Below are 14,214 nucleotides of genomic sequence, written 5' to 3'. Positions count from 1 at the left end.
ATACCGTATGAGTTTGTCTCTGCTGACGAACACTATGCTTGATTCTACCACAAAGGGAGGTTCTAATTGTGAAAACATCTTCATTTTTCCTGGGAATCGTTTTGGGCGCAGTGGCGAGCACTATGATCTCCCGTAACCGCAGCATGTTAGGCTTATCTATGGACATGGATGGAAAAAAAGGCGGTAATCTGGTTCAAAAAGCCCGTACCAAAATGATGGACGCGGCGTTCCCCGGAATGGGTGATATTACGCTTAACAAGCAAGACACCCATAAGGATCACGATCACCGTTCCACAACAGATAAGACAGCTCATAGCACCCATACAGCCCAAAACAAAGAAGAAAATATGAAGCTGATTAAAGATTTTATCAGCACCAGTCCCGATGTTAAGCGTGAGGTCGAGCAAATCCTGAAAGAAACTCATACAGCCGTACCGGGTTTGTAACCCGGAACCTCTATTCCGAATCATTTTGCGGCTTTTTTGTAAAAGCCGTTCAAATGATTCTTTTTTTTATCATTTTTATTGCGTGCATTTACGATTATAAAATGATAACATGATTACATAGAACCATTTTCATCACAGGCACCATAAATGCATCATAATCTGTTAATAACACTCGGCTGCCAGGAGGAGGGTCCAGTATGAAAATAGAAAGATTAAGCCAGGACAAGATACGGATTTTCCTTACCTTTGACGATTTGAGCGAACGCGGTATTCAAAAAGACGACATGTGGCAAGAGATTCCAAGAGTCCATGAGCTGTTCACCGAAATGATGGATCAGGCATATAGTGAGCTGGGCTTCGACGCCACGGGACCGTTAGCTGTCGAAGTATTTGCGCTTCCTGCTCAGGGCATGGTAGTTATCGTCACTCGGGGGAAATACGACCACCAGCAATATGGTTCGGGTCCCGATGATGAGCTTCCGGAGGAAGTCTACGAAATGGAAGTTACGCTGGAGCACAGCGATTCCATCGTCTACGCGTTTAGCGATTTCGAAGTACTCATAGAAGCGGCTCACATGCTCCGTAGCAACACTACGGATGCAGGTAAGCTGTATCATTATAGAGGAAAATGGATTCTGCATTTGGAGCCGGAAGAAGTGGAAGAGCCCAAGCTTGCGGCCTTGATCGCGGTTCTTGCTGAATTTGGGGAAGGCTCATCCGTAACACCGGCAATGCTGGAGGAGTATGGCAAGCTGGTTATTCCTGAACAGGCGATTGACGTCATCTGCACTCATTTTGACAGCCGCTCTTAATGGGGCTTAAAGAAAAGTAGTATCGAAGTGACTTTGTCGGCTCTGCGCTGAATGCAGGGCCGACTCATTTTTATGGAGGGATGATCGGTGCTTCTGTTTTCTGTTTTAGCGGCAGCAACTGCGCCGGGTCTCGCCTTATTAATGTATTTTTACTTGAAGGACAGATATGAATCTGAGCCGCTTCACATGGTTATCAAAGTGTTTTTGCTCGGCTTTTTGGCGGTACTGCCTGTCATGATTTTCCAACGTGGGCTGCTGCTTTGGCTGGGGGATCACACGTTAATTCAGGTGTTCGGCATTTCGGCCGGAGTGGAAGAGTTTTTCAAATGGTTTTTGCTGTATCACATTATATATAATCACACCGAGTTCGATGAACCTTATGACGGTATTTTGTATGCCGCTGCAATCTCCCTTGGATTTGCAACCGTTGAAAATCTGCTCTACGCATGGGCGGGCCACGCTTCTGTTAGTATGATGCTGATGAGATCATTGCTTCCGGTATCCGGTCATGCAATGTTTGGAGTCATGATGGGCTATTACATGGGGAAGGCCAAGTTTTCACAGGACTGGAAAAGCAAATATATGTTGCTTCTGTCCTTGGTGCTTCCGTGGTTCTGGCATGGAATATATGACCTGATTCTGACGACAATTTCGCATGACTGGATCTGGTTTATCATTCCTCTGATGGCATTTCTCTGGTATGGAGGGATGGCGAAAATCAGTCGGGCTAACAACCGATCTCCATTTCGACTGTTCAAACGGGAAGAAAAGGTTAATATGTAACAAATTGGGGCACACTGATCTGACAAACCTGTTAGAGAAAGAGGTGTCTTTTTTTTGCGTATTAAAGTGAGAATACATTGTAAAAGATGTGGTGAACGTTTCGTGCTGAGAGGACGGATGGAGCAAGGGCGTATTCAGACCGGCTTTAAGCGCTGTATCTGCGATAACTGTGAGTTTATTGTCGAAGTTATGGAAAACCATGCATAAGAGAGCATTCTTCTTGTCACACTATCGGTAGTGTACTTGAAGAAAGGAGACTCCCAATATGTATAGACGACTTAGTACTGTAATGTTTCCGATTGTTACCCTGATTATGATAGGAGCATTTGTGTGGGGTTATCGGGAAAGCCAGATGAGAAAAGAGGTGTCTCTTCAGGCGAATAGCATGTCGATTAAAGCGGAAAATCAATATCAGCGTGCGTTTCATGATTTGTCGTTTCATATGGATCAGCTGCATTCACAACTCGGGAACGCTATTGCAGTTCACAACACGTCACACGCCATGCATCGCAAATGTCTGATGAACGTGTGGAGAATTACGAGCGAGGCTCAAAATGAGGTTAACCAGTTGCCGCTCAATGTGATGCCGTTTAATCATGCCAAGGATCTGTTGTCGCATCTGTCCGCATTTGCGTATCAGACATCTGTCCGTGATTTGGATCACGAGCCTTTGAATGAGAAAGAATTATCGAATCTGAAAACGTTATACAGCAATTCCAAAGAAATTTCGAAAAATATGCACGAAGTCCGGCAAAAAGTTCTCAGCAAAAATTTGCGTTGGATGGATGTCGATACAGCGCCAGGCTCCCAAACCGGGCCTAAGGACAACACCATTATTGACGGCTTCCAAACCGTAGACAAAAAAGTAGAGAATTATAAGGAGCTGGATTGGGGACCATCCGTAGCTAGCATCTATGACAAGCGTTCTGTGAAGAAGCTGAGTCTTCCTGCTGTGAACGCGGAGCAAATTAAGCGGAATGCGGCTGAATTTACAGGGAAACCGGAGAGCCAAATCCGTGTCCATGAAAATGGTAAAGGAACGGAATGGGCATCTTATACAGCTACCCTGTATAACAAACAGAAGCCTGTACTCACCATGGATTATACCAAAAAAGGCGGCAAGCTTATTTCTTACCATGATATGAGAACGGTTGGGCCGAAAAAATCAACTCGCAATGAGGCGGTCCGCTATGCGAGTGAATATCTCCAACGTAAGGGATATCCGGGGATGAAGCCTGTTTCTTATGATGAAAGTGGAAATTTAGCCAACATCACATTCGCCACTCAAAAAGGGGATGTGATCATCTATCCAGAAAAAATCACAGTTAGATCCGGTCTCGATAACGGGCAAGTGATCGGTTTTCAATCGAGTGACTACGTGTACGAGCACAGCCGCCTCCGCCGTATTCCGAAGGCTAAGCTGGATGTGAAGGCAGCAAGTGCGAAGCTGAACCCTGAGTTTCGTGAAACTTATCACCGGAAAGCGCTGATTGAAAATGAACTGTCCAAAGAGGTTCTGTGCTATGAATTTGGTGGAAAAATCAACGGTTCCATTTACCGTATTTACATTAACGCTGATACGGGGATGGAAGAAACGATTGAGCTAGTTAAAGATTCGGACGAACCGGCTTCAGCAAGTCATGTTTAATTGTAAATAGGGTAAATACGTAAATATGAACCATTAGTCACGCTAAACCTCCTTTATGAAGGAGGTTTTTTGTGCTTTTGACATAGGTACAACAAATATAATGTTAAAATGGGTACAAAGTCGTGGTATTATATACCTTATTACAGCTTTTAAATGGACAAGGATGGTGGGCGGTTTGTTTCCTAAAATTAATGATGTGCTATACATACAAGTGGCTGGTACCGATCATACGGACGAACATTTTGAATTTAAGTCGCGTATTGCGGAAGAGGAGTCCCAGAACTTTCTGATAGAGGTACCTATGTCTCAAACGAGCGGCCATCTGAAAAAACTGTTTTTGGGAGAAGAACTGTCGATATTTTTTATGAGCGAGGGCGGGATAAAAAACTATTTCAATACCCACGTTATCGGCTTTAAAGAGGATGTGCTCCGGATGGTCCGCATTCACAAGCCTGCCCCAGACAGCATCAGTAAAATTCAGCGTCGAAATTTTCTACGGGTTCAGGCCAACCTGGAAATAGCGGTGAAGTATGGATCAAACGAATCAAGGTTTGTAGCTGAGACGCATGATGTCGGCGGTGGAGGCGTTTCTTTTCAGACTCAAGGCTCACATCATCTGGAAGAAGGTGAATCATTGTCCTGCTGGATTCTGGTCCCTTATAAAAATGGAACTCAGGAGCATGTCCCGTTCCAATCCGAAATTGTACGTATTCAGCAAATGGAAAACGGTCGCAGGCTGATCATGCTGAAATATGAGAAAATTGCTGACCAGGAGCGTCAAAAACTGATTAAATATTGCTTTGAGCGTCAGTTGGAATTCAGGGGGAGATAGCAATCATCCGAAGGTTTTCTTTTTTTGTTAACCTGCCGCTCATTTTGCATCAACTCTGAATGTGTGGTATAATTTTCACGTCGCAGGCAATGCCTGCTTTTTTCTTGAGGTTAGGTTAGGAGGAATTACCCGTTGGCAAGGCAGCATGGATCTTCAATTAATAAAATAAATGTAGCCATTGATGGACCTGCTGGTGCAGGGAAAAGTACGGTGGCCCGCTTGGTAGCGAAAGCACTTTCTTATGTTTATGTAGATACCGGAGCGATGTACCGGGCAGCAACGTGGTACATGATGCGCAGGGAAATTCCGGCAGATAATGTACAAAAAGTGCTTCAATATGTGCCTGAGTTGGTGATTGAATTAGTACCGGACCCTACAGGCCAAAAGGTTTATTGTAACGGGGAAGATGTAACGACAGTGATTCGTTCGATGGAAGTGACAGGCAAGGTGTCACAGTATTCGAGTATTGCGGGGTTACGTTCGCGTTTGACTGAAAACCAGCGTGAAATGGCCGCACGTAAAGGTGTCGTTATGGATGGTCGCGATATTGGAACTACTGTGCTTCCTGATGCTGAAGTCAAGGTGTTTATGACCGCAAGTGTTCAGGAACGTGCCTCTCGCCGGTTTAAAGAACTGAGCGGAGCTGATGATATCACTCTGGAGCAGCTCGAACGTGACATTGCGGCGCGTGACAAGCTTGATGAGGAGAGGGAGGTATCCCCGCTTCGTTGCAGTGACGACGCTATCGTTCTGGATACGACCCATATGGGCATTCAGGATGTCGTCGATACCATTGTATCTTACTGCACCACGGCGAAGGATGGAGAGATCAGACAATGATATATGCTGTATGCGTCCGTATTTTGCGTCTCATATACCGCTTTCTGTTCAGACTTGAGGCGGTAGGCAGGGAAAATGTTCCTGCTGAGGGCGGAGTACTGTTGTGTTCTAATCATATTAGTAATCTGGACCCTCCTACAGTTGGCATTTTGCTGGATCGAAAGGTTCACTTTATGGCGAAAGCCGAGCTATTTAATACTCCTGTACTTGGTTCGTTGATCGACAAACTGGGAGCTTTTCCGGTCAAACGCGGTGGTGTGAGCAAGGAATCCATTAAGCTGGCTTTGACCATTTTGCGTGACGGCAAGGTTATGGGGATCTTTCCCGAAGGCTCCAGAGGAGCCGGGGGAATCGGTAAAAAGGGTGCTGCCAGCTTTGCGCTGCGTAGTGGAGCGGCTGCCGTTCCGGTCGCCATTGTTGGTGATTACAAGCTTTTCCGTAAAACGAAAGTGATATACGGCAAACCTGTTAATTTGGATGCTTACCAAAAAGGTGCCGTTATCGAAGGAGATCCGCTTGAGCTGGCAACAGAAGAGATTATGTCTCGTATTCGTACAATGCGAGAAACCGGCGAGCCTACGAATAACTGAAAGGCTTGCATGAATTGTGCCTAATCTCGGAAAGCTAGAACAGAAGTTTAACAATGTTTTGAACTCTGCCATGCGCAGGTTTAAATAAATGGTTTTTTTGAATTGAGGAGGGTATTGACATGTCGGAAGAAATTAAAAATCAAGAAGCTGCTGAAGCGGCAAATCAAGACGAGCTCGAACAAATCGTTTCCCTGAAAAAAGGTGATACCGTTAAAGGTACAATCGTGAAATTGGAAGATAACCAAGCGGTAGTAAGCATTGGATATAAATACGATGGAATTATTCCAATTCGCGAGTTGTCTTCTGGTTTGGACAACGCAGAAGAAGCAGTACAAGTAGGCCAAGAGGTTGAAGCTAGAATTATTAGCATTGACGATGGCAAAGAAAAACTTGTCCTGTCCAAACGCGCAATCGACAGTGAAAATGCTTGGGAAAAGCTGGAGCAGCTGTTTGAAAGCAAAGAAGTATTTGAAGTGGTTGTTAATGATGTCGTTAAAGGCGGCATCGTTGTAGACGTGGGTCTGCGCGGATTTATCCCTGCATCCATGGTAGAACGCCATTTCGTTGAAGATTTCAGCGATTATAAAGGCCGCACGTTGCGTGTTGTCGTGAAAGAGCTGGATCGTGAGAACAACAAAGTGATCCTTTCTCAAAAAGACGTTCTGGAAACAGAATTCGAAGCCAACAAGCTTAAAGTAATGGCTGAGCTGAAAGAAGGACAAGAAATCGTGGGTACGGTTCAACGTCTCACTCAATTCGGTGCTTTCGTTGACGTAGGCGGCGTGGATGGTTTGGTTCACGTATCTGAAATTGCCTGGACTCATGTCGACAAGCCTTCCGATGCGGTTTCTGAAGGAGAACAAGTAAAAGTGAAAGTCCTGAAAGTGGACCCTGAAAAAGGAAAAATCAGCCTGAGCATGAAAGCTGCACAGCCTGGTCCTTGGGAATCTGCTGCTGGACAATTTAACAATGGTGACGTTGTAACAGGCGTTGTTAAACGTCTGGTTAACTTCGGTGCATTCGTTGAAATCGCTCCTGGCGTGGAAGGTTTGGTTCATATCTCCCAAATTTCCCACAAACACATCGGAACTCCACAAGAAGTTCTGGAAGAAGGACAAGAAGTTAAGGTTAAAGTTCTTGAAATGAGTCCTACTGAAAAACGTGTAAGCCTGAGCATTAAAGAAACTGAGGAAGCTCCAGAAGCTGCTCCAAGAGCAGAAAGAGCGCCACGTGCATCCCGCGCGCCTCGTGAGGAACTGAACAATCCGAACGTTTCTTTGAACAATTCCGGTCTCAGCATTACGCTTGGCGAACGTTTTGGCGATAAATTGAACAAATTTAAATGAGTTTGAATCAATACACTTTATAAGTATAACGTACACCATCGGCGGACCCAGAGGGTTCGCCGATTGTTGTTACGTGACAATATCGCTAACAGGCATGTTTTTTGCTATGATGATAGCGGAAGAATTGACAGGAGGAGTGAATTTATGGCAAGACCCGTTGTGGCTATTGTCGGTCGTCCGAATGTGGGTAAATCCACCATTTTTAATCGGATTATCGGGGATCGTTTATCCATAGTGGAAGATAAGCCTGGAATCACCCGTGACCGTATTTACGGTATATCGGAGTGGAACGGTAAATCCTTCAGTATTATTGATACTGGCGGCATTGAGATTGATGGAGAAGATGAAATCTTGAAATCCATCCGGATGCAAGCTGAACTGGCTATAGAAGAAGCAGATGTGATCGTATTTATGAGTGATGCAAAGGCAGGGATTACGCAATCTGATGAAGAGGTAGCCCAAATGCTATATCGTTCGGGCAAGCCTGTTATTGTGGCTGTAAACAAGGTGGACAATCTGGAACGTGCGGATCTGATTTATGAGTTTTATTCCTATGGATTCGGCGACCCCATTGCCATTTCCGGTAGCCACGGTATAGGTATTGGTGACCTGTTGGATGCGATCACGTCCAATTTGCCTGAGCTGGAAGAGGACATTTATGATGAAGATGTTATCCGTGTTGCCTTGATCGGCCGCCCGAACGTAGGTAAATCCTCGCTCGTTAATGCCATTCTGGGAGAGGAACGGGTTATTGTTAGTGACATTGCAGGTACAACGCGTGATGCAATTGATACGCCTTTTGAAAAAGACGGTCAGAAGTATGTACTGATCGATACGGCGGGTATGCGTAAACGTGGTAAAGTATATGAGACAACAGAAAAATATAGTGTGATGCGTGCAATGCGTGCTATTGAGCGTGCAGATGTCGTGCTGGTCGTTATTAACGGCGAGGAGGGCATTATTGAGCAGGATAAGCACATTGCCGGTTATGCTTATGAAGCGGGTAAAGCCTCACTGTTTGTTGTGAACAAATGGGATGTCGTGGACAAGGACGATAAAACGATGCGCCAGTTTGAAACTAAAATTCGCGATCACTTTCTGTTCATGACCTATGCTCCGATTGTGTTCTTGTCTGCGAAAACAAAGCAGCGCTTGCAAAAGCTGCTCCCTGTTGTCCAGCATGTGGCACAGCAGCATGTCTTGCGTATTCAGACGCATTTGCTGAACGATGTTATTTCCGATGCGGTTGCGATTAATCCTCCGCCAACTGACAAAGGACGCCGTCTGCGTATTAACTACGTGACTCAGGTTGCTGTTAAGCCGCCTACGATGGTTGTATTCGTCAATGATCCGGAAATGATGCACTTCTCTTACGAGCGTTATCTGGAGAACAAAATTCGCGCCGCCTTCAACTTTGAGGGAACTCCAATTCGTATCTTTACACGGCGCAAGTCTGACGAAAGTTAGGAGCGAATAGGTTGATTTTACAGATCATTGCCCTCGTACTCAGTTACTTGCTTGGCTCTGTCAGCTTCAGTCTGCTGTATGGAAAATTAAAAGGGATCGATATTCGTCAGCATGGAAGTGGCAATGCCGGCGCGACGAATACGCTGCGCGTGCTAGGAAAAGGCCCTGCCATTCTGGTACTGCTGCTGGACGTACTTAAAGGGATTGTTGCGGTGCTGATAGGGCATTGGCTTGGCGGAAATTCATCCTGGTTACCGGGTTTGTGTGGCATTGCGGCGATTGCAGGCCATAACTGGCCGGTATATTTCCACTTTCGCGGAGGAAAAGGTATTGCTACCGCTATTGGTGTATTGGTCTCGATTGCCTTACCCCCCGCATTGTATGCCGGAATTATTGCGATTCTTGCAATCGTAATTACGCGCTATGTATCCCTTGGCTCGCTGATTTTTGTCATTTTGACACCTTGGATTTTACTGGTACTTGGTTATGCATGGCCGTTCTTCTGGACGGCTCTGGTCATTTGTGTGTTTGCTGTGTGGAGACACCGCACCAACATTGCCAAGCTGGTACGGGGGAAAGAAAACAAGCTTGGCTCCAAAGGAGGAGATCGTCTTGTCTGAGAAAATAGCTGTGCTGGTCGCGGGCAGTTGGGGAACAGCACTGGCTTCCGTCCTTGCGGCCAATAACAACGATGTCTCTGTCTGGACGAGAAACGAACAGCAAGCTACTGAAATTAATGAGAAGCATACGAATGACCATTATTTACCCGGCTCCATCCTGTCTGAACGGATTATGGCTACAACCGATATGGAAGTTGCGGTGTCTGGTGCTAAAGCAGTGGTGATCGTAGCTCCTTCCGCTGCTGCGCGTCAGGTAGCGCGTAGTCTGAAAGCATTCTTTACCAAGGATATGCTGATTGTCCATGCCATTAAAGGCTTTGAAACGGAAACACTCAAACGTATGTCCACGGTAATTTCAGAAGAGCTGGAGGTCGCGGAGGGTGATATTGCCGTGTTGTCCGGTCCGAGCCATGCGGAAGAAGTGGTGCGGAAATGCCCCACGACGGTTGTAGTAGCCTCGTCAAATGAGAAGGCTGCACAGGCTGCACAGGAGATGTTCATGAACTCCTATTTCCGCGTATATACGAACCGGGATTTGTTGGGTGTAGAGCTGTCCGGGGCGTTGAAGAACATTATCGCTTTGGGCGCGGGTATGTCGGACGGACTAGGCTTCGGAGATAATGCAAAAGCGGCTTTGCTGACCCGTGGGTTGGCAGAGATTACCCGTGCCGGAGTAGAAATGGGAGCCAATCCTTTGACCTTTGCCGGGCTTGCAGGCATCGGCGATTTGGTTGTTACCGCAACAAGCCGTCACAGCCGTAATTGGCGTGCAGGCTCGCTGCTTGGGCAGGGGCGAAAGCTTGATGATGTGCTAGAGTCTATGGGCATGGTGGTAGAAGGCATTCGGACGACAAAGGCAGCCTATGCGATCTCGCAAAAGCTGGGCGTTCAGATGCCTATTACCGAAGTGCTGTACGGGGTACTGTTTGAAGGGCGTGATGTCCGTAAGGCCGTCGAGGCGCTCATGGGTCGCGACCCGAAAACCGAAATGGAAGTCATGCCCTTGCAAACATGGGAACAATGGCATTCGTAAGGGCTTAGCTGCACATATAAAACTTACAAAAGGCTGTCTCGCAAGTAGATTTTATCTACGGTGGAGACAGCTTTTTTCAGTTAGGCGTATGGCATGTCTTTTGTAAGCTTAATCACCTTTGGTCTCCATCATTCATACACTGAGTTGAGTAATGGCGGAGGAGGGGAGAATGTGAATAAAAACTTTCCGAAAGATGCGTTGAAGGCCATTAACAAAAAAGGTGGCAAAAACATATCTGAAAATGCGGTGAAAAAGCTGGCAGGCACCGTGAAGGCGGACACGCTTCAAAGTGAAGCGCAGTTGCGTCAACTGATAAAGCAGGTATCTGCGATGGCCAACATTCCGGTATCGGAAGATACAGTAAGGGATATTGTCGGTGCCGTCAAAAAGAGCGGAATGAATCCTTCCAATATGGAAGCGTTGATGAAGATGATGATGAAAAAATAAAAATTACAGTCGTTTACCGGCTGGTTGTATTCTCCGTGAACCGGACAGGTTCACGGTTTTTTTATTATTCCAGCAGATTCTCGGCTGTTCTCTTATGCATAAAATGTCGAACTGCCATACGTAACATGTTATAATGGTGCCCAACAGGAAACGGGATGATGGACTGAAAGGGAGGAAACAATGTGAAGGAGGCTATATCTTCGCTGCGATTGAACAAGCTGCCTCACGAGCTGACAGCTGCGCTGAGCAGCTTGGCGGACAGTTGGGCGTCTATTGCTGTTCCGTGGATGCTGGGAGGAAGCTGTTCGCTGCTTGTGCAGGAGGTTGAGCTGGATCGACTGCCCCGAGATATTGATATTTACGCAGATATTCACGCAGCGAAGCAGCTCCATGCGAAAGCACCGGGTGTATTGATCGACCGACAACAGGTAGATCGTAGTGGTTCGTACGTTTCATTGCTGAGCCATTATGAACTGGAGGGATTTCCAGTTGAGCTTGTGGGTGGTTTCGAGGTGCTGTGTGATGGAGCTTTATATCGATTGGAGGTCGAACGGTTGCTGTGGTCGGCTGGAATCCGGCTTGATCTGGGGCGCTCTTCACTGCGTCTGATGCCACTCAGTCATGAGTTGTTATTTAATCTATTACGAAATCGATCCGACCGATATGAGGCGATAGCGGACGCCATGAAGCGGGATCCGCAGCGACATATAGTGGTGCTGAATCAACTGCTGATCAGCAACATTTGGACAGATGACCAACTGGCTAAGCTGCAAGAGCTTTTGCCTTGGCCCGAGTTGCATTACAGAAGCTGAAAGGCTGTAATTGGCGGGTTTGTGGTTGCTACAAGAATGGAGGACCGTTCATGGATGTGCAGATTACGTTTAAGCCGTCCGGCAGGCGCGTACAGGTCGGTCAAGGCACGACATTGCTCCAGGCCGCACGTAAAGCGAACGTGTATATTCCAACCCGTTGTGATGGAAAAGCGGCCTGTCTCATGTGCAAGGTGAATATTTCACAGGAATGGGCTGTACACGCAGGCCAGCCAAGTGATGCAGAGCGCCGCAAGCTGGGACCTCTGCTGGATGAAGGCATCCGCTTGTCCTGTCAGGCTCGCGCCCAGAGTGATGTTGAGGTGACGATACCGGAGGATAGGCTCAAGGCGGCTGTTCGGCGACAGCTTGAGCGTCAGGCGCAGGAAGACGAACTATGGTGAAGCTTAAACCTAAAGCCTAAACTCAAAGAATAAGAAACAAAGGATGTTATCCGACGACTATGAAGCTTATATCCCCAAGTGAACCCTCAAAAAAGTGTTCTCAAAATGGGTATGAGTTGCATAGAGAGTCAGAGAAACATCCTTTTTTTATTATAAATCTAGCGTCGAAGTCATGGGGAAACCCCGCTACGCATATATTAGGTGAGTGGACCCAAACGTAAAATATCGTTTTGCAGTAATCGCTGTGACGAACTCTATTTTTTTCAAAAACCTGAACATATTTTACGGAGGGGATACATATGATGGTATCAGTCCAAATGCATGTACGAGTTTACGCCGTTTCGCCGATTCCATCAGTCTCCTGAATCTCGGCGGCGGACGACTTCCGGGCATTTTAAAGGCTGTTCTGCCGCATCTGGGATCAAGCAGTTGGTTGAACACGAAGCGGATGCTCTTTAAGCATTTTTCCTTCGGAGACTTTTGAGGAGGGGATTTCATTGGAGAAAGTGGACATTTTTAAAGACATTGCCGAACGCACCGGAGGAGATATTTATCTTGGGGTCGTCGGCGCAGTCCGAACAGGTAAATCAACGTTTATCAAGCGGTTTATGGAGACAATTGTTCTGCCGAACATTACAAGTGAGGCGGACCGTGCCCGCGCCGTAGATGAGCTGCCACAAAGTGCGGCAGGGAAAACGATCATGACGACGGAGCCTAAATTCGTACCGAATAATGCTGTCCAGATCAAAGTAACGGAAGGACTGGATGTGAATGTCCGTCTGGTCGACTGTGTAGGATACGCAGTAGAGGGTGCGAAGGGGTACGAGGATGAAAATGGCCCGCGGATGATCTCCACGCCATGGTTTGAAGAACCGATTCCGTTTCAGGAAGCGGCGGAGATTGGCACGCGCAAGGTCATTCAGGAGCATTCGACGCTCGGTGTTGTCGTCACGACAGACGGCACGATTGCGGAAATCCCGCGTAGCTCTTATGTAGAGTCGGAAGAGCGAGTCATTGAGGAGTTGAAAGAAGTAGGCAAGCCGTTTGTGCTGGTCATCAATTCCACGCATCCGCGCAGTGATGAAACACTCCAGCTTCGCAGTGAGCTGGCTGCCAAGTACGATATACCAGTCATGACACTCAGCGCGGCGACTATGACGGAAGATGATGTTACAGGCGTACTTCGTGAAGTATTGTATGAATTTCCGGTGCATGAGGTGAATGTGAACCTGCCGAGCTGGGTCATGGTTCTGAACGAAGAGCACTGGCTGCGTAGCAATTATGAAAATTCCGTTCGCGATACGGTTAAAGATATTCGACGCCTGCGTGATGTAGATCGAGTGGTTGGCCAGTTTATGGAATATGAATTCATCGACAGGGCCGGATTGAGCGGGATGAATATGGGGCAGGGTGTAGCTGAAATTGATCTGTATGCTCCCGATGAGCTGTATGACCAGATTTTGGTCGAAGTCGTCGGGGTAGAGATTCGCGGCAAGGATCATTTGCTGCAAATGATGCAGGATTTTGCCCATGCCAAACGGGAGTACGACCGCTTTGCCGAGGCGCTGGAAATGGTCAAGACAACGGGATATGGCATTGCCGCGCCGTCGTTGTCCGAGATGGCACTAGACGATCCGCAGTTGATTCGTCAGGGTACAAGGTTTGGTGTGCGGCTCAAGGCAACAGCACCTTCCATACACATGATCCGTGTCGATGTGGAATCGGAATTTGCTCCGATTATCGGAACAGAGAAGCAAAGTGAGGAGCTTATGCGCTATCTGATGCAGGATTTTGAAAATGACCCGATCAAAATTTGGGAGTCGGACATTTTCGGACGCTCGCTGCATTCCATTGTGCGTGAAGGCATTCAGGGCAAGATTGCAATGATGCCGGACAACGCACGCTACAAACTTCAGGAAACGCTGGGCCGCATTATTAACGAAGGCTCAGGTGGTCTGATTGCCATCATCCTTTAAGCGAAAGTAAATGAAAATCGTGTAAGAAACAATAACGCAGAGAGCTATCCGCTCTTTGCGTTATTTTGATATGCAATTGTTGCATTTTGTCATATGAGATCGGAAAATATTTTTATATTCATAAAACCTATTTACATACTTGGTTTAACGCGATATATTAA

The 14,214-nt window shown here is 46.8% G+C and carries 16 protein-coding genes; all 16 read left to right on the top strand.

Annotated features, from left to right (window positions below):
- The first annotated feature begins 68 nt into the window (after positions 1-68).
- The 16 genes from AC0WRU_RS14080 (at position 69) to spoIVA (ending at position 14,053) form a co-directional block, all read left to right on the top strand.
- Positions 69-446, top strand: a complete 378-nt coding sequence (locus tag AC0WRU_RS14080) for a hypothetical protein (RefSeq protein ID WP_025682264.1) — start codon at positions 69-71, stop codon at positions 444-446.
- Between the two features lie 197 nt (positions 447-643).
- Positions 644-1,258: a genetic competence negative regulator gene (locus tag AC0WRU_RS14075; RefSeq protein WP_014282120.1), complete on the top strand. Its 615-nt coding sequence runs from the start codon at positions 644-646 to the stop codon at positions 1,256-1,258.
- A gap of 87 nt (positions 1,259-1,345) precedes the next feature.
- Positions 1,346-2,041 carry a glutamic-type intramembrane protease PrsW gene (prsW, locus tag AC0WRU_RS14070; protein ID WP_025682262.1) on the top strand — a complete coding sequence of 232 codons (696 nt, stop codon included), beginning with the start codon at positions 1,346-1,348 and terminating at the stop codon, positions 2,039-2,041.
- 265 nt (positions 2,042-2,306) lie between these two features.
- A complete protein-coding gene (ypeB, locus tag AC0WRU_RS14065) occupies positions 2,307-3,689 on the top strand; it encodes a germination protein YpeB (protein ID WP_476125235.1) in 1,383 nt (460 codons plus the stop codon).
- A 175-nt stretch (positions 3,690-3,864) separates the two neighbouring features.
- The gene (locus AC0WRU_RS14060; RefSeq protein ID WP_025682260.1) at positions 3,865-4,521 is read left to right on the top strand and encodes a flagellar brake protein; all 657 of its coding nucleotides are present in this window, start codon (positions 3,865-3,867) and stop codon (positions 4,519-4,521) included.
- A gap of 132 nt (positions 4,522-4,653) precedes the next feature.
- On the top strand, positions 4,654-5,361 hold the full coding sequence (gene cmk, locus AC0WRU_RS14055) for a (d)CMP kinase (RefSeq protein WP_476125233.1): 708 nt from the start codon (positions 4,654-4,656) through the stop codon (positions 5,359-5,361).
- Positions 5,358-5,951: a lysophospholipid acyltransferase family protein gene (locus tag AC0WRU_RS14050; RefSeq protein ID WP_476125231.1), complete on the top strand. Its 594-nt coding sequence runs from the start codon at positions 5,358-5,360 to the stop codon at positions 5,949-5,951. Before cmk ends, AC0WRU_RS14050 begins: the two co-directional genes overlap by 4 nt.
- Positions 5,952-6,070: 119 nt before the next feature.
- Entirely contained in the window at positions 6,071-7,297 is a 1,227-nt protein-coding gene (gene rpsA, locus AC0WRU_RS14045; RefSeq protein ID WP_476125229.1) for a 30S ribosomal protein S1, read from the top strand.
- A gap of 144 nt (positions 7,298-7,441) precedes the next feature.
- The gene (gene der, locus AC0WRU_RS14040; protein WP_025682256.1) at positions 7,442-8,764 is read left to right on the top strand and encodes a ribosome biogenesis GTPase Der; all 1,323 of its coding nucleotides are present in this window, start codon (positions 7,442-7,444) and stop codon (positions 8,762-8,764) included.
- An 11-nt stretch (positions 8,765-8,775) separates the two neighbouring features.
- The gene (gene plsY / locus AC0WRU_RS14035) at positions 8,776-9,384 is read left to right on the top strand and encodes a glycerol-3-phosphate 1-O-acyltransferase PlsY (protein WP_476125226.1); all 609 of its coding nucleotides are present in this window, start codon (positions 8,776-8,778) and stop codon (positions 9,382-9,384) included.
- Positions 9,377-10,417 (top strand): NAD(P)H-dependent glycerol-3-phosphate dehydrogenase, encoded by a 1,041-nt coding sequence (locus AC0WRU_RS14030; RefSeq protein ID WP_476125224.1) that lies wholly within the window; start codon positions 9,377-9,379, stop codon positions 10,415-10,417. Before plsY ends, AC0WRU_RS14030 begins: the two co-directional genes overlap by 8 nt.
- A gap of 171 nt (positions 10,418-10,588) precedes the next feature.
- Positions 10,589-10,864: a stage VI sporulation protein F gene (locus tag AC0WRU_RS14025; RefSeq protein WP_013310741.1), complete on the top strand. Its 276-nt coding sequence runs from the start codon at positions 10,589-10,591 to the stop codon at positions 10,862-10,864.
- Positions 10,865-11,046: 182 nt separating this feature from the next.
- Positions 11,047-11,676 carry a hypothetical protein gene (locus AC0WRU_RS14020; RefSeq protein ID WP_476125222.1) on the top strand — a complete coding sequence of 210 codons (630 nt, stop codon included), beginning with the start codon at positions 11,047-11,049 and terminating at the stop codon, positions 11,674-11,676.
- 50 nt (positions 11,677-11,726) lie between these two features.
- Entirely contained in the window at positions 11,727-12,077 is a 351-nt protein-coding gene (locus AC0WRU_RS14015; RefSeq protein ID WP_476125220.1) for a 2Fe-2S iron-sulfur cluster-binding protein, read from the top strand.
- Positions 12,078-12,321: 244 nt separating this feature from the next.
- A complete protein-coding gene (locus tag AC0WRU_RS14010) occupies positions 12,322-12,561 on the top strand; it encodes a hypothetical protein (RefSeq protein ID WP_162472144.1) in 240 nt (79 codons plus the stop codon).
- A 13-nt stretch (positions 12,562-12,574) separates the two neighbouring features.
- Positions 12,575-14,053 carry a stage IV sporulation protein A gene (gene spoIVA / locus AC0WRU_RS14005; protein ID WP_023989182.1) on the top strand — a complete coding sequence of 493 codons (1,479 nt, stop codon included), beginning with the start codon at positions 12,575-12,577 and terminating at the stop codon, positions 14,051-14,053.
- The last annotated feature ends 161 nt before the right edge of the window (positions 14,054-14,214 follow it).

The organism is Paenibacillus sp. 1-8 (genome assembly GCF_056316205.1).
The sequence above is the reverse complement of the archived record's forward strand: the minus strand, read 5'-3'. Positions and strand labels throughout refer to the sequence as shown.